Annotated in this window: 15 protein-coding genes and 1 pseudogene; 8 read left to right on the top strand and 8 right to left on the bottom strand. The window is 74.4% G+C overall.

Annotation, left to right across the window (positions count from 1 at the left end):
* Positions 1-104: 104 nt before the first annotated feature.
* Positions 105-950 (bottom strand): siderophore-interacting protein, encoded by an 846-nt coding sequence (locus tag ACFY15_RS23585; RefSeq protein ID WP_390689289.1) that lies wholly within the window; start codon positions 948-950, stop codon positions 105-107.
* 49 nt (positions 951-999) lie between these two features.
* The gene (locus ACFY15_RS23580; RefSeq protein WP_390689321.1) at positions 1,000-1,905 is read right to left on the bottom strand and encodes a 5'-3' exonuclease H3TH domain-containing protein; all 906 of its coding nucleotides are present in this window, start codon (positions 1,903-1,905) and stop codon (positions 1,000-1,002) included.
* Positions 1,906-2,171: 266 nt separating this feature from the next.
* Between ACFY15_RS23580 and ACFY15_RS23575 the strand changes: the two genes are divergently transcribed.
* The 3 genes from ACFY15_RS23575 (at position 2,172) to ACFY15_RS23565 (ending at position 5,695) form a co-directional block, all read left to right on the top strand.
* Positions 2,172-4,148 (top strand): Dyp-type peroxidase, encoded by a 1,977-nt coding sequence (locus ACFY15_RS23575; RefSeq protein ID WP_390826024.1) that lies wholly within the window; start codon positions 2,172-2,174, stop codon positions 4,146-4,148.
* A 130-nt stretch (positions 4,149-4,278) separates the two neighbouring features.
* The gene (locus ACFY15_RS23570) at positions 4,279-4,974 is read left to right on the top strand and encodes a helix-turn-helix domain-containing protein (RefSeq protein WP_390826023.1); all 696 of its coding nucleotides are present in this window, start codon (positions 4,279-4,281) and stop codon (positions 4,972-4,974) included.
* A gap of 4 nt (positions 4,975-4,978) precedes the next feature.
* The gene (locus ACFY15_RS23565) at positions 4,979-5,695 is read left to right on the top strand and encodes a helical backbone metal receptor (protein ID WP_390826022.1); all 717 of its coding nucleotides are present in this window, start codon (positions 4,979-4,981) and stop codon (positions 5,693-5,695) included.
* A gap of 23 nt (positions 5,696-5,718) precedes the next feature.
* Here the strand turns inward: ACFY15_RS23565 and ACFY15_RS23560 are convergent.
* Positions 5,719-6,737 (bottom strand): annotated as a pseudogene (locus tag ACFY15_RS23560) (TDT family transporter).
* A gap of 178 nt (positions 6,738-6,915) precedes the next feature.
* Between ACFY15_RS23560 and ACFY15_RS23555 the strand changes: the two are divergent.
* The gene (locus ACFY15_RS23555) at positions 6,916-7,836 is read left to right on the top strand and encodes a LysR family transcriptional regulator (RefSeq protein WP_390689284.1); all 921 of its coding nucleotides are present in this window, start codon (positions 6,916-6,918) and stop codon (positions 7,834-7,836) included.
* A gap of 184 nt (positions 7,837-8,020) precedes the next feature.
* Here the strand turns inward: ACFY15_RS23555 and ACFY15_RS23550 are convergent, their stop codons facing one another.
* From ACFY15_RS23550 to ACFY15_RS23535, 4 genes are all read right to left on the bottom strand, one after another.
* The gene (locus ACFY15_RS23550) at positions 8,021-8,833 is read right to left on the bottom strand and encodes a hypothetical protein (RefSeq protein ID WP_390826021.1); all 813 of its coding nucleotides are present in this window, start codon (positions 8,831-8,833) and stop codon (positions 8,021-8,023) included.
* 90 nt (positions 8,834-8,923) lie between these two features.
* Positions 8,924-9,631: a gamma-glutamyl-gamma-aminobutyrate hydrolase family protein gene (locus tag ACFY15_RS23545; RefSeq protein WP_390826020.1), complete on the bottom strand. Its 708-nt coding sequence runs from the start codon at positions 9,629-9,631 to the stop codon at positions 8,924-8,926.
* Between the two features lie 56 nt (positions 9,632-9,687).
* Positions 9,688-11,145, bottom strand: a complete 1,458-nt coding sequence (gene eat / locus ACFY15_RS23540; RefSeq protein WP_390689281.1) for an ethanolamine permease — start codon at positions 11,143-11,145, stop codon at positions 9,688-9,690.
* 111 nt (positions 11,146-11,256) lie between these two features.
* Positions 11,257-12,003, bottom strand: a complete 747-nt coding sequence (locus ACFY15_RS23535) for a FadR/GntR family transcriptional regulator (protein WP_390689280.1) — start codon at positions 12,001-12,003, stop codon at positions 11,257-11,259.
* Between the two features lie 77 nt (positions 12,004-12,080).
* Here ACFY15_RS23535 and ACFY15_RS23530 point away from each other — a divergent pair, with 77 nt between their 5' ends.
* From ACFY15_RS23530 to ACFY15_RS23515, 4 genes are all read left to right on the top strand, one after another.
* Positions 12,081-13,445: a glutamine synthetase family protein gene (locus tag ACFY15_RS23530; protein ID WP_390689279.1), complete on the top strand. Its 1,365-nt coding sequence runs from the start codon at positions 12,081-12,083 to the stop codon at positions 13,443-13,445.
* Positions 13,446-13,494: 49 nt separating this feature from the next.
* The gene (locus tag ACFY15_RS23525; protein WP_390689278.1) at positions 13,495-14,874 is read left to right on the top strand and encodes an aldehyde dehydrogenase family protein; all 1,380 of its coding nucleotides are present in this window, start codon (positions 13,495-13,497) and stop codon (positions 14,872-14,874) included.
* 6 nt (positions 14,875-14,880) lie between these two features.
* Complete coding sequence (locus ACFY15_RS23520) at positions 14,881-15,675, top strand: 3-oxoacyl-ACP reductase (protein WP_390826019.1); 795 nt, start codon at positions 14,881-14,883, stop codon at positions 15,673-15,675.
* A 141-nt stretch (positions 15,676-15,816) separates the two neighbouring features.
* Positions 15,817-17,097, top strand: coding sequence for a haloacid dehalogenase-like hydrolase (locus ACFY15_RS23515; protein ID WP_390689276.1), 1,281 nt, complete (start codon positions 15,817-15,819; stop codon positions 17,095-17,097).
* On the opposite strand, the gene ACFY15_RS23510 is transcribed toward ACFY15_RS23515, so the two are convergent.
* A complete protein-coding gene (locus ACFY15_RS23510) occupies positions 17,094-18,287 on the bottom strand; it encodes an amino acid deaminase/aldolase (protein ID WP_390689275.1) in 1,194 nt (397 codons plus the stop codon). The genes ACFY15_RS23515 and ACFY15_RS23510 overlap by 4 nt on opposite strands.
* Positions 18,288-18,674 lie beyond the last annotated feature (387 nt).

Genomic DNA, 18,674 nt, shown 5'->3' with positions numbered 1-18,674 from the left:
CCCAGGTGCTCGGCGTCCAGGTACTCGGGGCGGTGCCCCTGGGAACGGTGGGAGGGCGGGGCGGGGACGGGCTACGCGCGGCGGGACCGGCTGCCCGGCAGGGGTTACGCCGCAGCCGGGGCCGGGACGTCCTGTTCGGCTTCCACCGTGGCGTTCCAGTCGCGCTTGATCGCGCGCCAGCCCTCGTCCGTCTCGCCGTGACGCCAGTAGCCGGAGATGGACAGCCGCTCGCGCGGGACCCCCCGGTCCAGGCGCAGGTGGCGGCGGAGTTCCTTGACGAAGCCCGCTTCGCCGTGGACGAAGGCGTGGACATCGGCCGAGGGGAAGTCCAGGCCGGTCACGGCCTCCAGCAGAGCCGCGCCCACCGGGCGGTCGCCGCGGTGGAGCCAGACCGGGGTGACGCCGTCGGGGGTGGCGATGTCCTGCTCGTCGGCCGGGCCGTCGATCTCCACGAAGGCGTGCACCCGCGCGCCCCGCGGCATGCGCTCCATCGTCGCGGCGATCGCCGGCAGGGCGCTCTCGTCACCGACGAGGAGGTGCCAGTCGGCCGCCGGGTCGGGGGCGTAGCAGCCGCCCGGGCCGAGGAAGTGGACCGGCTCGCCGGGCTGGACGCGGGCCGCCCAGGGGCCCGCGAGGCCCTCGTCGCCGTGGACCACGAAGTCCAGGGTCAGCTCCAGCCGCTCCGGGTCCCAGGCGCGGACCGTGTACGCACGCTGGCGGGGCCAGGCCTCCCGGCGGTGCGTGGCGCGGATCACGTCGAGGTCCCAGGGCTCCGGGTACCGCACGCCCTCCGGCTCGAACAGGAGCTTGACGTAGTGGTCGGTGTGCGCGCCCGCGCCGAATCCGGCCAGTCCGTCTCCGCCCAGCACGAGGCGGACCATGTGCGGCGTCAGCCGTTCGGTGCGTACGACGACTGCGGTGCCGACGGTACGGGCGCGTCCTTCTGCCACGGTGTCTCCCCTGACGCTCACGAAGCTTAGGATTACCTAAGTTACCACCTCATGGGCGCAGCGCGCTGCTCAGGCGTGACACTGCTCCTCCCAGACCCCACCGATGAGCGAGGGCGTCGACCATCTCGGGTCGAGCGGGGACCCGCGGGAGGGCCGGGTCGAAGGGGGGCAGGGGGACGTCCGAGGCCACCTGGACGACCTTCGGCGCCACCGCCAGGTAGGGGCGGGACTCGTCCAGGCGCCTGCGCTGGGCGGGGGTCAGCTTCGACTTCGGGTCGTCGACCGCGGCGATGATTCCGGACAGGTCCCCGTAGGCGTCGAGCAGCTTGGCCGCGGTCTTCTCGCCGATGCCGGGAACGCCCGGCAGGCCGTCGCTCGGGTCGCCGCGCAGCAGCGCGAGGTCCGCGTAGCCGGGGCCGTCCACCCCGTATTTCCCACGAAGCCAGGCCTCGTCCGTGACCTGGAGGGAGCCCACGCCCTTGAGCGGGTACAGGACCCGGCGGGCCCGGGCGTCGTCCACCAGCTGGTAGAGGTCCCGGTCGCCCGTGACGATGTCCACCGGGCCGGTGGCGCGGGCGGTCAGGGTGCCGATCACGTCGTCCGCCTCGTACCCGGCGACCCCCACGCGGGCGATGCCGAACGCGTCGAGCGCCGCCTCGATGATCGGGACCTGCGGTGCGAGGGTGTCCGGGGTCTCCTCCACGTCCGGCCCGGACTCCGACACCTGCGCGACCCGGTGCGCCTTGTACGAGGGGATCAGCTCCACCCGCCAGTGAGGCCGCCAGTCGGCGTCCATGCAGGCCACCAGGTCGTCCGGGCGGTGGTCCTGCACCAGCCGCCCGATGAAGTCGAGGAGCCCGCGCACCGCGTTGACCGGCGTGCCGTCCGGGGCCTTCACGGAGTCCGGGACGCCGAAGTAGGCGCGGTAGTAGAGGGACGCGGTGTCCAGGAGCATCAGCCGTCGTGTCGTGGTCATGGAGGCGATGATGCCGCAACCCCGCCCGGCCGAAGGCCGTCACCCCTGGTGGGTGAATGATCACTCGAACAGTTCCTCCGGCGCGCGCGCCCGCGCTCCCTCCCCGAGGGTGTTGATCACAGGCGGGCCGCTCGGCCGCGCCCGGTCCCCGTGCGAGGAACTCCGTACGCCCCTGCCCGCGCGCCGTCGGCGCGTGCGGCGCCGGTGCGGCGCGGCCCCGCCCCAGCCCCCACCAGGAGGCCCCGATGGATGCCGCCCAGCCCGCCGCACCCGCCCGCAGGACCGTGATCAGGGCCGGGGCGGTGGCCGCCGCCGCGCTCGCCGCGTGCCCGCACGCCGCGGCCGCGGCGGCCCGGGCCCCGCGGGCTGCGGCCCCGGCGGCGCCGCATGCCGCCGCCGACACCGCCGACCTGCCCCTGCGCTCCGACCGCAGCAGCCAGGGCGACATCCTGGCCGGCTCCCGCAAGGACCACGCCTGCCTGCTGCTGCTGCGCTTCCGCGACCCGGTCCTGGCCCGCCGCTGGCTGCGCAGGCTGCTGCCCGAGATCTCCACCACCGAGGAGATGGCCCGGTTCAACGCGGCGTTCAGCGCCGCCCGGGTCAAGGCGGGCGGCCTCGACCCGGCCTCCCTGTCGGCGCAGTGGACCGGACTCTCCCTCACCCACGCCGGCCTGCGCTTCCTCGCCGGGCGCGACCCCTTCCCCGCCCTGCCGCCCGGCAGCACCGCCGAGGCCTTCGCCCAGGGCCCCGCCCTGCGGGCCGAGGCGCTCGGGGACACCGGCGACAGCTCCCCCGACTCCTGGCTGTTCGGCGGGGAGGGGCCGCACCGCGCCGTCCACGCGGTCCTCAACCTGTCGGCGGACGACCCCGAGAAGCTCGCGGCCGCGGTCGACCGCCACCAGGCCGCCCTGGGGCCCGCCCAGGGCGTGCTCGTCTTCCGGCAGGACGGGGCCACCCTGTCCGGCGCCCTGCGCGGACACGAGCACTTCGGTTTCACCGACGGCATCAGCCAGCCCGGGGTCCGCGGCTTCCACGCCCCCGACCCGGCCGCCGGGACCACCGTCCAGGGCAAGCCCGGTGCCCGGCTGGTCCCGGCCGGCGAGTTCCTCGTGGGGCAGGAGAAGGCCGGCGGGCGGCCCGCCGGGCTGCCCGCCTGGGCCACCGGGGGCTCCTTCCAGGTGGTCCGGCGGCTCGCCCAGGACGTCCCCGGCTGGTGGGCGCAGGCTCGCGAGCGGCTGGCCGACCTCAAGCGGGCCGGGGCCGCGCCCGCCGACGCCACCGACACCTGGCTCGCGGCCCGGCTGGTGGGCCGCTGGCCCGGCGGCACCGCCGTGGCGGGCTGCCCGCTCGCCGAACAGCCCTGCCCCGCCGGTCCCGGCCCGGCCGCCCTCTCGTACCGCGACGACCCGCAGGGCTGGCACACCCCCCTGTTCGCGCACATCCGCAAGGGCAACCCCCGTGACGGCCTCGTCGCCATCCCCGGCCGCCCCCCGCTGGACCCCGCCGTGACCGACGGCCACCGCATCATCCGGCGCGGCATTCCGTACGGGCCCGCGTACGACCCGGACCAGGAGCCCGGCCGGGGCACGAACGGGGCCTCGCGCGGGCTGGTGTTCATCGGCTACCAGGCCGACCTGGTCCAGCAGTTCGAGTTCGTGGCCAAGCAGTGGATCAACGAGGCGGACTTCCCGGCCGGCCGCAACCCGCGCACCGGCGCCGACCCCGTCCTCGGCCCCGGTTCACCCGTCGCCTTCGAGAGCGAGTCGGAGGGCGGCAGCCGCGCCACCACCCTGCGCTTCGGCCGGTTCGTCCGCACCGAGGGCGCCCTCTACGCCTTCACCCCCTCGATCCCCGCCCTGCGGGAGCTGGCCGAAGGCAGGCTGGACGTCTCCGTGGAGGTCCACCGCGGCACGGTCCTGCGCGTGGGAGACGTCCTCGACGCCGGCGCCGCCCGGCTGACCCTCGGAGCCGACGGGGACCTCGTCCTCCTCGCTCCCGCCGGCGCCCGCCGCTGGAGCGCCGGAACCGCCGGCAAGGGCAGCGAGGCCGTCTTCTCCCGCGACGGCGAACTCATCGTGCGCACCGCCGACGGCGCGACGGCCTGGAGCAGCGGCACCGCCGGCCACCCCGGGGCCCGGCTGCTGGTCCGCCCGTCCGGCGACGCGGTGATCCTCGACGGCGACCGAGTGCTGTGGCGGGCCGGACACGGTCACTCAGGGTGACGGCCCGGGTGCCGGAATCGGCCGGGGAACGGCCCGGTGGGCCCTTGCGCGCGAATCCGGGGCCGGATGCTGCGTAAGGTGCTTACAGCACACCGATGTGCGACGACGGGTAGGGGAGGGCAGCCCCGACATGAACGGCAAGGAAGACGGAAACATCGCGGACGCCACGGACGCCACGGACGGCACGGAATACGGCTTCGCCCGGGCGGGCGCGCCCGGCGCGGACGACCCCGACGTGAACGACAAGGAGAAGGACGCCAAGGAGCAGCCGCTGCGGGTGGGCGTCGCCGTGCGCAAGCGGCGCCGCGCGCTCCACCTCACGCTGGCCGCGGTGTCGGCGCGCAGCGGCCTCTCCGTCCCCTTCCTGAGCCAGATAGAGAACGAACGGGCCCGCCCCAGCATGCGCTCGCTGGAGCGGGTCGCCGACGCCCTGGAGACCACGGCGGTCGACCTGCTCGCCGCCTCCGACACGGCTCGCACGGTGGACCTGGTGCGGGCCGGGGACGACTCCGGGCTCGCGCCCGTCAACGGCGTACGCCCCCTGGTGCGGGGTCACCACCAGCTGCACGCGCTGGAGTTCAACGGCGACCAGGACGCCGGCCGCGAGTACCAGCACCGCAACGACGAGCTGATGTACGTGGTCTCCGGCGCCTGCCAGGTGGAGGCGGAGGGACGCGCGTACCGGCTGGAGAGCGGGGACGCCCTGTTCCTCTCCGGCGGGGTGCGCCACCGCTGGAGGGCCGTCAGCGACGACACCCGGCTGCTGGTGGTCGCCGTCGGGGACCACATCCACGCCACCTCCGAGCCACCCTCGCCGGGGCGCTGAGCCGGTGCGGGTCGTCTCCCTCGTCCCCTCGCTGACCGAGGCGGTCGCCGTGAGCGCTCCGGGCCTGCTCGCCGGGGTCACCGACTGGTGCACGCACCCCGCCGGCCTGGGCGACGCGGTGCGCGTCGGGGGCACGAAGAACCCCGACGTACCGGCGATCGCGAGGCTGCGCCCCGACCTGGTGATCGCCAATGAGGAGGAGAACCGGGCCCCCGACCTGGCGGCGCTCCGCGCGGCGGGGCTGGAGGTCCTGGTCACCGAGGTCCGGGACCTGCCCCAGGCGTTCTCCGAGCTGGACCGGGTTGTGGTGGGGGCGCTGGGGCTGAAGCGGCCCGAGTGGCTGGACCGGGCCGAGGAGGCCTGGGCGGCGGTGGAGCCCGTCGCGGGCCTCACCGCCTTCGTACCGATCTGGCGCCGGCCCTGGATGGTGCTGGGGCGGGACACCTTCGCGGGCGACCTCCTCGCCCGCCTGGGAGTGCGCAACATCTACGCCGGGCACCCCGAGCGGTACCCGAGGGTGCCGGTGGAGGAGCTCGCCGGGAGCGGCTGCGATCTGGTGGTGCTCCCCGACGAGCCGTACCGCTTCACGGCGGACGACGGCCCGGAGGCCTTCCCCGGGCTGCCCGCCGCGCTCGTCAGCGGCCGCCACCTGACCTGGTACGGGCCTTCGCTGGTGGAAGCCCCGCGGGTGCTGGGGGCGTCCGTGCGGGCGGCGCGGTAGCGGACGCCCCGCGCGCTGGGGGACTACCCGGCGGCGGGGAGCAGCCGTCCGGCGAACAGGCCGCGCAGGGTGTGGACGGCGGCCAGCGCCCAGGCGGCGACCAGGCCCAGGAACAGGGCCGCGGCCAGCCAGGCGAAGGCGTCCAGCCCGGTGTGGCGGGCCAGCCCGGCGGCCCCGGTCACGCAGGTGCCGACGGGGAACGTCAGCGCCCACCAGGTCATCGCGAAGCCCATGCCCGCCCGGGCGGCCCGTACCAGCATCGCGGCGGCGAGGGCCAGCCACAGCAGGGCGAAGCCCATCACGGGGACCCCGTAGACGACCGCGAAGGCGCCGAGCGCCCCGGCGTGGGGGGCGTCGATGGCGCCGGGCGCCAGTCGGCGAGCTGGTTGACGGCGGTGGTGGACTGGCCGAGGGGGCCCAGGACCAGGAACAGGGCGGGCGTCAGCGCCAGGGGCAGGGGTCCATGGGTGATCAGCCGGCCGAAGACCAGGGGGAGCAGCAGCAGGACGGCCAGCAGGCTGACGCCGAACATCGCGTAGCAGGCCAGCAGCAGCGCCTCGCGGGGCTGCCCGGCGGGCAGGTGGGGCACGAGCAGGGGGCCCACGGCGGCCGAGACCATGGGGGCGACCACCGGCAGCAGCCAGACGGGGCTGGCCTGCGAGGCCTCGATCTTGTGCCGGACCACCATCAGGTAGGGCACCGCGACGGCCATGACCAGCCCGACCGCGGTACCGGCGGTGAACAGCACGCTGTCCACGGCGAGGGCGGCATCCGTACCGATCAGGTCCTTGCCGACGAGGAGCGTACCGGCGCCGACGGCCAGCAGGGCCATCGCCAGGCACCCGTAGAAGGGGGCCACGGCCGGGTCGAGGAGGTGCGCGCGGGCCCGGTCGCGGTGGTGGCGCCAGTGCCCGGCGCGGGCGGCGAGCAGGACGGCGAGGGCCACGGCGGACAGCGCCCAGAGGACCACGCAGACGGTGCGCTGGCCGGGCAGCTGGTACGGGAGGGTCGCGCCGGCGTTGGCGATGATCGCCGTGCCCATCACGGAGGCGTACCAGTTGGGGCCGAGGTCCCTCAGCCGCGGGGCCTTGTGGGCCCGGGGAGCGGCGGGGGCGGTGGTTCGGAAGTGCACGGGGGCGGTGGTGGCCATGGGTCCAGCGTCCCGTCGGGCAGGGCCGTACGGCAGAGACCGCACGTCTATAAGGTCATAAACTGACGTTATGGGTAACGAGGAGACGGTTCCGCTCGCACACCGCGTGCCGGACCTGGGCGCGCTGGAGCTGCTGCTCACCGTGGCGCGGGTCGGCAGCCTGAGCGGCGCGGCCCGCCGGCTCGGCATCACGCAGCCGGCGGCGAGCAGCCGGATCCGTGCGATGGAGACCCGGCTGGGGGTCGCCCTGGTGGACCGCTCCCCGCGCGGCTCGACGCTCACGGCGGAGGGCGCGCTGGTCACCGACTGGGCCCGGCGGGTGGTCGAGGCCGCCGAGGCCTTCGACGCGGGCGCACAGGCGCTGCGCGGGCGGCGGGACTCGCGGCTGAGGGTCGCGGCGAGCATGACCATCGCCGAGTACCTGCTGCCCGGCTGGCTGATCGCGCTGCGCGGGGAGCGGCCGGGGACGGCCGTCTCCCTGCACGCGGGGAACTCGGCGGACGTTGCCCAGCGGGTCCTCGCGCACGAGGCCGACCTGGGCTTCGTGGAGGGGCTGACCGTCCCCGACGGGCTGGCCTCGGCCGTCATCGCCCAGGACCGCCTGGTGGTGGCGGTGGCCCCGACGCACCCCTGGGCGCGGCGCACGGGCGGGGTGGAGCCGGCGGAGCTGGCGGGTGCCCCGCTGATCCTGCGGGAGCGTGGGTCGGGGACGCGGCAGGTCCTGGACGCGGCGCTGGTCCCGTCCGGGGGGCTGGCCCAGCCTCTGCTGGAGCTGGCGTCCACGACCGCCGTCAAGGCGGCGGCGGTCAGCGGGGCGGGGCCGTGCGTCCTGTCGGAGCTGGCCTTGGTGGACGAGCTGGCGTCCCGCCGGCTGGTGCCCGTTCCGGTGGCGGGGGCCGCGCTCACCCGCGCCCTGCGCGCCGTCTGGCCCACCGGAACCCGGCCGGCGGGGCCGGCCCGCGACCTCCTGTCCCTGACCCGGCGCCGCTGACCATCCGGCGGGTGCGGGTGCGCCGCTGCGCGGAGCCGTCTGCCCGCCCCGTCCTTTCTCCGTTTCCGCCCTCGATCGCCGGGCGCGGCTCGGAGCACGGCGCCACCGCGTCCGCGCCTCGACCGCCGGCGGGGCTGAAAGACCAGCCCCGCCGAACGGGCCGAAGCTCCGGCCGGCGGTCGTCTCAGCCGAGCCGGCGGCCCGGCTCGGCCGCGGCCCCGCTGCGTTCCTGGAGGGCCTTCGTGAGCAGTGCGCCCGCCACGATCAGGGCCGCGCCCAGCCACCACACCCCGCCGTCGAACACCAGCACCGCGATGCCGATCGGCACCAGCAGCCCCGCCAGCGGCAGCAGCAGGGAGGCCCGGCCCGGGCCGGGCTCGCCGCGGGCGCGGGCGCGGACGACCTCCGGGTACCAGACGGTGAACCGGAGGGCGGCGACGATGGCCAGGACCGGGACGATCCAGGCCGTCCAGATGTTGTCGGGGGCGTGCAGCACCAGGTCCCCGAGACCGCCCGCCAGGGCCGAGACCAGGAAGGCCAGCCCCCACGCCCCGGTGATCATGTAGTTGGTGCGGAGGAAGACGGGATTCTGCCACTTCGAGGGGTCGGTCTGCTCGCGGGCGTACTGGAGGGTGAACGGCATCCGGAGTGCCATCGACCCGAAGGCGATCGCCGTGAGGGTGAGGCTCGCGACCTCGCCCGCGTACGTCTCCAGCCAGCGCAGCGTGCCGTCGCTCGCCAGGGCGCCGATGACCGCCAGGGCGGCGAAGAACACCACGTCGGCCAGCTCCAGCAGCTTCCAGGAGCTGCCCCGGTGCACCACCCGGGCCGCCGCGACCAGGACGAGGGTGATGCCCAGGGCGATCCCGACCGCGATCTCGAACCGTCCCGGGCCGACCAGCAGGGAGAAGACGATCCAGGGGGACATGCCGACGACCGGGTTCTCCAGGATGTCCGAGACCCGGCCGGCCGCGTTGCCGTGGGCTTGCGTCCGCATCCTCCCAGCGTGCGCGCCGTCCGCCCGGAAGGCCATTCGTGGCCGCGGGCCGCGCGGACGGCCACCCCGCCGCGCGGCCCGCGGACACCGTCAGGACACCGGCACCGCCAGGCGGGCGCCGGCCGCCTCGACGAGGGAGTCCATCACCCGGGTGTCCTTGTCCCGTTCGGGGTGCCACTGCACGCCCACCACCCACTGCTCCCGGTCGGGGAGTTCGATGGCCTCGACCGTGCCGTCCTCGGCGTACGCCGAGACGACCAGCCCCTGGCCGAGCCGATCCACTGCCTGGTGGTGGTACGTGGGGACGTCCGCGACCTCGGGGACCAGCTCCGCGTACCGGGTGCCCGGCACGGGGGTGACGGGGTGCCAGGAGGTGACGCCCGGGGTGTGGACGTGGCCGTCGATGTGCTGGACCAGCGTGCCGCCCAGTGCCACGTTCAGCGCCTGCATGCCCCGGCAGATGCCCAGCACCGGGACCCCGTCGGCCAGGGCGGCGCGGAGCAGGGCCAGTTCCCACTTGTCGCGGACGGTGGCGGGGGCACCCGTACGGGGGTCGCGCGGGGCCCCGTACCGGACCGGGTCGACGTCCGGGCCGCCGGAGACGACGAGGCCGTCCAGCCGTCCCAGCACCTCCGCCGCGCGCTCCGGCTCGTCCGGCGGCAGCAGGACGGCCGCGCCGCCCGCCGCCTGGACCAGTTCGTAGTAGCCGGACGGGACGAGGGAGGTGGGGAGGTCCCACACCCCGTAGCGGGTGGACGCCTCCACGTAGGTGGTGATGCCGATGAGCGGCCTGGGCACGGTGTTACCTCCAGGGTGGTGCCGGACAGCGGAGCGGGGGGTGCGGGGCCAGGATTTCAGTCGCGGGTCAACTCCGCCTCGGCTTCCGCAAGCGCGGCGAACTCCTCCTCGGGGGCCGAGGCGACGAGGCGGTGGCGGCTGTAGAAGGCGAAGTAGGCGAGGGCCACGGCGTACACGGCGAGGGCGATGAGCGCCGCGTCGACGTCCACGAGGAAGGTGGCGACCAGCGCCGACAGGGCCAGGACGAAGGCGACGGACGAGGTCAGCACCCCTCCGGGGGTGCGGTACGGACGCTCCAGGCCCGGTTCGCGGCGGCGCAGCACGATGTGGGAGAGGGCCATCAGGGCGTAGGAGATGGTCGCCCCGAACACCGCGATGTTCAGCATCCGCGCCCCGTTGCCGGTGGCCGCCGCGAGGGCGAAACCGATCGCGCCGGGGATCACCAGTCCGAGGTACGGGGCCTTGCGCTTCGAGGTCAGCGACAGGAAGCGCGGCAGGTATCCGGCGCGGGAGAGGGCGAAGAGCTGGCGGGAGCCGGCGTAGATGAGGGAGAAGAAGGAGGCGACCAGCCCGGCGAGGCCCGCGTAGTTGACGAAGCGGCTCAGCGCCGTCGGGCCGCCGTCCCCCTCCAGGGCCACGACCAGCGGGTTTCCGGCGGACTTCACGGCGTCGGCGCCTTGGGCCCCGGTGGCGGCGAAGAAGGTGACCAGGGCGAGGAGGGCGAGGACGCCCATGGAGATGGCCAGGGCCTTCGGCATGGAGCGGACCGGGTCCTTGGCCTCCTCCGCCGCGAGCGGCACGCCCTCGACGCCGAGGAAGAACCACATGCCGAAGGGGAACGCGGCCCAGATGCCGAGGACGCCGAAGGGCAGCCAGGAGCCGGAGCCGAACGCGCCGGGGTCCACGGGGATGTCGTCGAGGGAGCCCGCGTCGAAGTCCGTGAGCGCCCCGGCCGCGAAGACCAGCAGGGCGGCGACGGCGACGGCGGTGACGATCAGGCTGAAGCGCAGGGCCTCGCCCACGCCCCACAGGTGGACGCCAATGAAGATCACGAAGCAGCCGAGGTAGACCGGCCAGCTGGAGGTCAGACCGAACAGGCCCAGGGATTCGACGTAGTCGCCGATGAAGATGACGATGGCCGCCGGGGCCAGGACGTACTCGATCAGGATGGCGGTGCCCGTCAGGAAGCCGCCCCAGGGGCCCAGCGCGCGGCGGGCGAAGCCGTAGCCGCCGCCCGCCGTGGGCAGGATGGTGGACAGTTCGGCGAGGGAGAAGACCAGGCAGGCGTACATGGCGCCCATGAGCGCCGTGGCGACGGCCAGGCCGCCGAAGCCGCCCTTGGACAGGCCCACGTTCCAGCCGGAGAAGTCCCCGGAGACGACGTAGGCGACGCCGAGCCCGGTCAGCAGCAGCCAGCCGGCGCTGCCCCGGCGCAGGGTCCGGCGCTGGAGGTACTCCGCGTCGGCGTCCCCGACGGCGGGTGATGCGGGCGCGGTGGAAAGGTCTTCGGCCATGTGCGCTCCTGCCCAGGGGGAAAGGTTTCGCTGCGTACCTTTGCGTCAAGGACGTGGAGCGCGCAAGACCCCTGCGTTAAACGGAAGTAACAAGAACCTCACCCGCCACGCTCAGGCCAGGAACCCGCGCAGCAGGGCCGCCGTGCCGCAGCAGTGCTCGCGCATCACCGCCCGCGCCCCCTCCGCGTCGCGCTCCAGCACCGCCTCCACCAGCGCGCTGTGCTGCTGCTGGGAGTGCTCCAGGTTGCGCACCAGCAGCGGAATGCAGTCCAGCAGGTCGTTGACCCGGGCCCGGACGGCCGCGTACTGGGCCGTCAGGCTGGCCGAGCCGGCCAGTTCGCACAGCGCCAGGTGGAAGAGCGTGTCCTGGCGGCGGTACTCGGCGAGCGGGGCGTCGTGGGTGGCGGCGAGCGCGGCCAGCAGCCGCTCGGAGCCCTCCTCGGAAAGGCCCTGCGAGGCGCACAGCCCGGCCGCGCCCACCTCCAGGACCTCGCGGAAGCGCAGCACGTCCTCGATGTCCACCCCCGCCACGCGCCGCCTCAGCTCCTCCTCCGCGCCGCCGGCGGGCGTGTCCGGGCGGGCCAGCACGAAGGTGCCCCCGTACCGGCCGCGCCGGGCCTCCACCAGGCCCTGGTCCTGGAGGACCTTCAGCACCTCGCGCAGGGTGACCCGGCTGATCCCCATCCGCTCGGCCAACTCCCGCTCCGGCGGCAGCCGTTCCCCACCCGGCACCAGTCCCAGCCGGACCACCTGGAGGATCTGTTCGAGGGCCTCCTCGAAACCGTTGCCCGCCCGCACCTGTCGCAGCACGGGATTGAGCCGCGCGACCGCGCCTCCGTCGCCCGCCGTCCCGGTCATCTCGGCTCCTCCCCTTCCCAAGCAATGGTTCTGTTCAATACCTTAGGCCTCCTCGGCTCACCGAAGGAGAGATCCCCGTGGTAGACCGCAAGCCGCCGCTCGCGCCCGAGGAGCTCCGTGCCCTCGTCGCCAGCGGCGAGATCGACACAGTCGTCCTGGCCTTCCCCGACATGCAGGGACGTCTTCAGGGCAAGCGGTTCGCCGCACAGTTCTTCCTGGACGAGGTCCTCGACCACGGCACCGAGGGCTGCAACTACCTCCTCGCCGTCGACACCGACATGAACACCGTCGACGGCTACGAGATGTCCTCCTGGGACCGGGGCTACGGCGACTTCGCCATGCACCCCGACCTCGCCACCCTCCGCCGCATCCCCTGGAACCCCGGCAGCGCCTTCGTCCTCGCGGACCTCGCCTGGCACGACGGCTCGCCGGTCGTCGCCGCGCCCCGCCAGATCCTGCGCCGCCAGCTCGAACGCCTCGCCGGACACGGCTGCACCGCCATGGTCGGCACCGAGCTGGAGTTCATGGTCTTCCAGGACACCTACGAGAAGGCCTGGAACGCCGACTACCGCGGCCTGACCCCCGCCAACCAGTACAACATCGACTACTCCGTCCTCGGCACCGGCCGTATCGAACCCCTGCTGCGCCGGATCCGCAATGAGATGCAGGCCGCCGGCCTGGTCGTCGAGTCCGCGAAGGGTGAGTGCAACCTCGGCCAGCACGAGATCGCCTTCCGCTACGACGAGGCGCTCACCACCTGTGACCAGCACTCCGTCTACAAGACCGGGGCCAAGGAGATCGCCTCCCAGGAAGGCGTCTCGCTCACCTTCATGGCCAAGTTCGACGAGCGCGAGGGCAACTCCTGTCACATCCACCTCTCGCTCACCGACGCCGACGGACGCAACGCCATGGCCGGGGACGGACCAGGGGGCATGTCACCGTTGATGCGGCACTTCCTGGCCGGCCAGCTGGCGGCGCTGCGCGACTTCTCCCTTCTCTACGCCCCCAACATCAACTCCTACAAGCGTTTCCGGCCGGGATCCTTCGCGCCCACCGCCGTCGCCTGGGGCGTCGACAACCGGACCTGCGCCCTCCGAGTGGTCGGCCACGGCCGCTCCATGCGTTTCGAGAACCGCCTCCCTGGCGGCGACGTCAACCCCTACCTCGCCGTCGCGGGCCTGGTCGCGGCCGGGATCTACGGAGTGGAGAACCGCCTCGAACTCCCCGAGGCCTGCGCCGGCAACGCCTACACCGCCGACTTCGCCCACGTCCCCACCACCTTGCGCGAGGCCGCGGAACTCTGGGAGAACAGCGAGATCGCCAAGGCCGCCTTCGGCCCCGAGGTCGTCGCCCACTACCGCAACATGGCCCGCGTCGAACTCGACGCCTACGACTCCGCCGTCACCGACTGGGAGCGGCGCCGCTCCTTCGAACGCCTGTAACCCCGCGCCCGCACCGACCCGCCCCGCACCGACCCCAGAAAGGCACCACGTGTCCGAAGCGCTGGACCCCTCCCGTCTGAGGGTGCTCAACCCGGCCACCGAGGAACTCGTCGCCACCGTCCCGGCCGCCACACGGGACGACGTCGACGCCGCCGTCGCACGCGCCGCGGCCGCCCAGCGCGGCTGGGCCGCGGCCGCCCCCGCCGACCGGGCGCGGATCCTGCGCCGCTTCGCCGCGGTCGTCGACGGACACGTCGAGGAACTGGCCCGGCTGGAGGTCCGCGAAGCCGGCCACACCCTCGGCAACGCCCGCTGGGAGGCGGGCAACGTCCGCGACCTGCTGGACTTCGCCGCCGGGGGAGTGGAACGGCTCTCCGGACGCCAGATCCCCGTCGCGGGAGGCATCGACGTCACCTTCCTCGAACCCCTCGGCGTCATCGGCGTGATCGCCCCCTGGAACTTTCCCATGCCGATCGCCGCCTGGGGCCTGGCGCCCGCCCTCGCCGCGGGCAACGCCGTCATCCTCAAGCCCGCCGAGACCACCCCCCTCACCGCGCTGCGCCTCGCCGAACTCGCTCTCGACGCCGGGATCCCCGAACACCTCTTCCAGGTGCTCCCCGGCCACGGAGCGGTCACCGGCGACGCGCTCGTCGAACACCCCGGAGTCGCGAAGATCGTCTTCACCGGCTCCACCCGGGTCGGCAAGCAGATCATGTCCAAGTGCGCCGACCGGGTGAAGCGGGTCACCCTCGAACTCGGCGGCAAGAGCCCCAACATCGTCTTCGCCGACGCCGACCTCGAAACGGCGGCGGCCGCCGCCCCCATGGCCTACCTCGACAACACCGGCCAGGACTGCTGCGCCCGCACCCGGATCCTCGTCCAGCGCTCGGTGTACGACCGCTTCCTCGACCTCGTCACCCCGGCCCTCACCTCGGTGGTCGTGGGCGACCCGCTCGACGAGAAGACCCAGATGGGCCCGCTCGTCTCGGCCGCCCAACTGGAGCGCGTCCGCTCCTACGTCACCGACGACCTCAAGGCCGTCCGGGGCACGGCCCCCGAGGGCCCCGGGTTCTGGTACCCGCCGACCCTGATCACGGACGTCGACCCCACCGCGCCCGTGGCCGCCGAGGAGGTCTTCGGACCCGTCGCCGTCGTCCTCCCCTTCGAGGACGAGGAGGACGCCGTACGCCTCGCCAACGCGACCGAGTACGGCCTCTCCGGCTCCCTCTGGACCCGCGACGTCGGCCGCGCCCTGCGCGTGTCCCGCGCCGTCCAGGCCGGCAACCTCTCCGTCAACTCCCACAGCAGCGTCCGCTACTGGACCCCCTTCGGCGGCTACAAGCAGTCCGGGCTCGGCCGCGAGCTCGGACCCGACGCCCTCACCGCATTCACCGAGACCAAGAACGTCTTCATCAGCACGGAGGCCTGAGAACCCATGTCCAGCCAGACCAACGAAGAGATCATCTGCCGCCGCCTGGTCGGCCGCACCGCCGTCATCACCGGAGCCGGCAGCGGCATCGGCCTCGCCACCGCCCGCCGCCTGGCCTCCGAGGGCGCCAACGTCGTCTGCGCCGACATCGACCCCCTCGCCGGCAGGGCCGCAGCCGAGGAGGTCGGCGGCACCTTCGTCCAGGTCGACGTCACCGACAAGGAGCAGGTCGAGGCGCTCTTCAAGACGGCCTTCGACACCTACGGCTCGGTCGACATCGCCTTCAACAACGCCGGCATCTCGCCCCCGGACGACGACTCCATCCTCACCACCGAGCTCGACGCCTGGCGCCGCGTCCAGGACGTCAACCTCACCTCCGTCTACCTCTGCTGCAAGGCCGCCCTCCCCTACATGCAGCGCCAGGGCCGCGGCTCCATCATCAACACCGCCTCCTTCGTCGCCATCATGGGCGCCGCCACCTCCCAGATCTCCTACACCGCCTCCAAGGGCGGCGTCCTCGCCATGTCCCGCGAACTCGGCGTCCAGTTCGCCCGCGAAGGCATCCGCGTCAACGCCCTGTGCCCGGGCCCCGTCAACACCCCGCTGCTCCAGGAGCTGTTCGCCAAGGACCCCGAGCGGGCCGCCCGCCGCCTCGTGCACATCCCCCTCGGCCGCTTCGCCGAGCCCACCGAGATCGCCGCCGCCGTCGCCTTCCTCGCCAGCGACGACTCCTCCTTCGTCAACGCCACCGACTTCCTGGTCGACGGCGGCATCTCCGGCGCGTATGTCACCCCCCTGTAGGCGGCTCCGCCGACGGGCCCTGTGAACACCCAACGTTCACCTCGGCACCACCCCCACGACAGCCGGGCGTCGCACGACGCCCGGCTGTCGTGCTCTACCGTCCCCGACGATCTTGTACGAGAACCAGGAGTGCCCACCCCCGTGACCCGACTCAGTACCCGGCGCCGCCTCCAGGCGGCCGGCGCCGCCGCCGCGATGGCCGCCGGAGCCCTCACCGCGGCCGCCCCCGCCCAGGCCGCACACCCCGCCTGCACCACCCCCAGGCTCGCCGCGGGCTGGTACGGGGACAACCAGGCCCGGCTCCAGCAGCTCATCGACCAGTACGGCAGCTGCAACCCGTACCGCCCCAGCCGCACCAAGCCCGTCGCCGTCTTCGACTGGGACAACACCGTCGTCAAGAACGACGTCGGCGACGCCACCATGTTCTGGCTCCTGCGCAACGGGAAGATCCGCCAGCCCGCCGACTGGAAGGGCACCAGCCGCTACCTCACCCCCGCCGCAGCCCAGGCCCTCACCACCGCCTGCGGCCCCCTCGCCCGCCCCGGAGCACCCCTGCCCACCGGCACCCCCGCGGGCGCGGCCTGCGCCGACGAGATCAACGCCGTCTACGGCACCTCCGCCACCCGCACCGGCGCCGCCGCCTTCGCCGGCTGGGACCACCGCACCATCGAACCCGCCTACGCCTGGCTGCCGCAGCTCCTCCAGGGCTGGACCGCGCCCCAGGTCCGCGGCTTCGCCGCCGCCGCCCGCACCGAGAACCTCGCCGCGCCCGTCGGCACCAGGCAGCAGGTCGGCACCGGCACCGCCACCGGCTGGGTCCGCTACTACGACCAGCAGCGCGACCTCATCAAGAACCTCCAGCGCGCCGGCTTCGACGTCTGGATCAGTTCCGCCTCCCCCCAGCCCGTCGTCGAGGCCTGGGCCCAGGGCGCCGGCGTCGGGGCCGACCACGTCATCGGCATCCGCAACACCACCCGGGGCGGCAGGCTCACCGCCCACCTCCAGGGCTGCGGGTCCGTCGCCGACGGCGCCGACACGATGATCACCTACGTGGACGGCAAGCGCTGCTGGATCAACAAGGAGGTCTTCGGCGTCCGCGGCGCGGCCGCCGAGAAGGTCCAGCCGGCCGCCCGGCGCCAGGTCTTCGCGGCCGGCGACTCCGACACCGACGTCACCTTCCTGCGCGACGCCACCGCCCTGCGCCTGGTGGTCAACCGCAACAAGAACGAACTCATGTGCCGCGCCTACGACAACAGCGACGGCAAGTGGATCGTGAACCCGATGTTCATCGAGCCGAAGAAGCAGAAGACGACCCCCTACCCCTGCTCCACCACCGGCTTCACCGACCGCGACGGCACACCGGCCCCCGTCCGCCGCGCCGACACCAGCGTCGTCCCCGACCAGACGGACAGCGTGTTCTAGAGGAAGGTCCGCCCCTCGCCCCGGTAGGTCGGGACGGACGCCGTGACCCGGTCGCCCTCCACCAGGTGGAGGGTCTCGAACCGCTCGCACAGCTCCCCGGCCTTCGCATGCCGGAACCAGACCCGGTCGCCGATCAGCAGGTCGTCGGCCGGGCTGCCCAGCAGCGGGGTCTGCACCTCGCCCGCCCCTTCCTGCGGGTCGTAGCGCAGCCCCGCGGGCAGGTACGGCACGGGGAGCCGGTCGGCCCCCGCCGCCCCCGACGCCGGATAGCCGCCGCCCAGCACGGTCACCACCCCCACCCCGGGCCGGCGCACCACCGGCTGCGCGAACAGCGCGGCCGGACGCCCCCGGAACGAGGTGTAGTTGTCGAACAGCCGCGGCACGTACAGCCCCGAACCGGCCGCGATCTCCGTCACCGCCTCCTCGGCGGCCGTCTCCGCCACGCTCCCCGTACCGCCGCCGTTGACGAACTCCAGGTCCGGCACCACCGACCGTACGGCCCGCACCACCTCGGCCCGCCGCGCCGCCAGCTCCCTGCGGGCCGCGCCCTGCATCAGCCGGACCATCCGCGAGCGCACCGGCCGCCCGGCCACCGCGTCCCCGACCCCGGCCACGTGCCCCTCGTACGCCATCAGCCCCACCACCCGGAACCCCGGCCGGGAGGCCACCGCCCGCGCCAGCTCCGCCAGCTGCCCCGGCTCCCGCAGGGGCGAGCGCCGCGCCCCGACCCGGACCCGGCCGCCCAACAGCCGCAGGGAGGTGTCCAGTTCCAGGCAGACCCGGATCTCCTCGGCCCCGCCGGCCCGCGAGCGCTCGATGAGGTCCAGCTGCGCGGGATCGTCGACCATCACGGTCACGGCCGCGGCGAGCTTCGCGTCACCCGCCAGTTCGCCGAACCCCGCCCGGTCCGCGGACGGATAGGCCAGCAGCACGTCCTCGAAACCGGACCGCGCGAGCCACAGCGACTCGGCCAGCGTGTACGACATGATCCCCGCGAACCCCGGCCGGGCCAGCACCCGTTCGAGGAGCGCCCGGCACCGCACGGACTTGCTGGCGACCCGGACCGGCTTCCCGCCGGCCCTCCGCACCAGATCGCCGGCGTTCGCGTCGAAGGCGTCCAGATCCACGATGGCCAGGGGCGCGTCGAGATGCGCGGTCGCCCGGTCGTACCGGGCCCGGTCCGATGTCATGGGCGGCAGCTTGCCAGACCGGCGTACCGCCGGGTAGCCCCCGCACTGCCAGGGCGCCCGGCCCCGGACCGCCCGCCGCACGGAGCGCCTCCCCGGCCGGTGGCCGTGCCGTGCCGCCGCGTGGAGCGCCTCCCCGGGCCGGTGGCCCCGGGCCGCCCCGCCGCGCGGAGCGCCTTCCCGGCCGGTGGCCGTGCCGTGCCGCACGGAGCGCCTCCCCGGCCGGTGGCCGTACCGGTGCCGCGCGGGGTCTTCTCCCCGGCCGGTGGCCGTGCCGTGCCGCCGCGTGGAGCCCCTCCCCGGGCCGGTGGCCCCGGGCCGCCCCGCCGCGCGGAGCGCCTTCCCGGCCGGTGGCCGTGCCGTGCCGCACGGAGCGCCTCCCCGGCCGGT

The organism is Streptomyces sp. NPDC001373 (genome assembly GCF_042895815.1).
Lineage (GTDB): Bacteria > Actinomycetota > Actinomycetes > Streptomycetales > Streptomycetaceae > Streptomyces.
This window is presented reverse-complemented; position numbering and strand designations above follow the sequence as displayed.

Excerpts from the sequence above, each read along its gene's own strand:
- ACFY15_RS23550 (WP_390826021.1), bottom strand. The coding sequence starts at position 8,833 with ATGCGGACGCAAGCCCACGGCAACGCGGCCGGCCGGGTCTCGGACATC.
- ACFY15_RS23575 (WP_390826024.1), top strand. The coding sequence starts at position 2,172 with ATGGATGCCGCCCAGCCCGCCGCACCCGCCCGCAGGACCGTGATCAGG.
- ACFY15_RS23555 (WP_390689284.1), top strand. The coding sequence starts at position 6,916 with ATGGGTAACGAGGAGACGGTTCCGCTCGCACACCGCGTGCCGGACCTG.
- ACFY15_RS23520 (WP_390826019.1), top strand. The coding sequence starts at position 14,881 with ATGTCCAGCCAGACCAACGAAGAGATCATCTGCCGCCGCCTGGTCGGC.
- ACFY15_RS23535 (WP_390689280.1), bottom strand. The coding sequence starts at position 12,003 with ATGACCGGGACGGCGGGCGACGGAGGCGCGGTCGCGCGGCTCAATCCC.
- ACFY15_RS23580 (WP_390689321.1), bottom strand. The coding sequence starts at position 1,905 with ATGCTCCTGGACACCGCGTCCCTCTACTACCGCGCCTACTTCGGCGTC.
- eat (WP_390689281.1), bottom strand. The coding sequence starts at position 11,145 with ATGGCCGAAGACCTTTCCACCGCGCCCGCATCACCCGCCGTCGGGGAC.
- ACFY15_RS23510 (WP_390689275.1), bottom strand. The coding sequence starts at position 18,287 with ATGACATCGGACCGGGCCCGGTACGACCGGGCGACCGCGCATCTCGAC.
- ACFY15_RS23570 (WP_390826023.1), top strand. The coding sequence starts at position 4,279 with ATGAACGGCAAGGAAGACGGAAACATCGCGGACGCCACGGACGCCACG.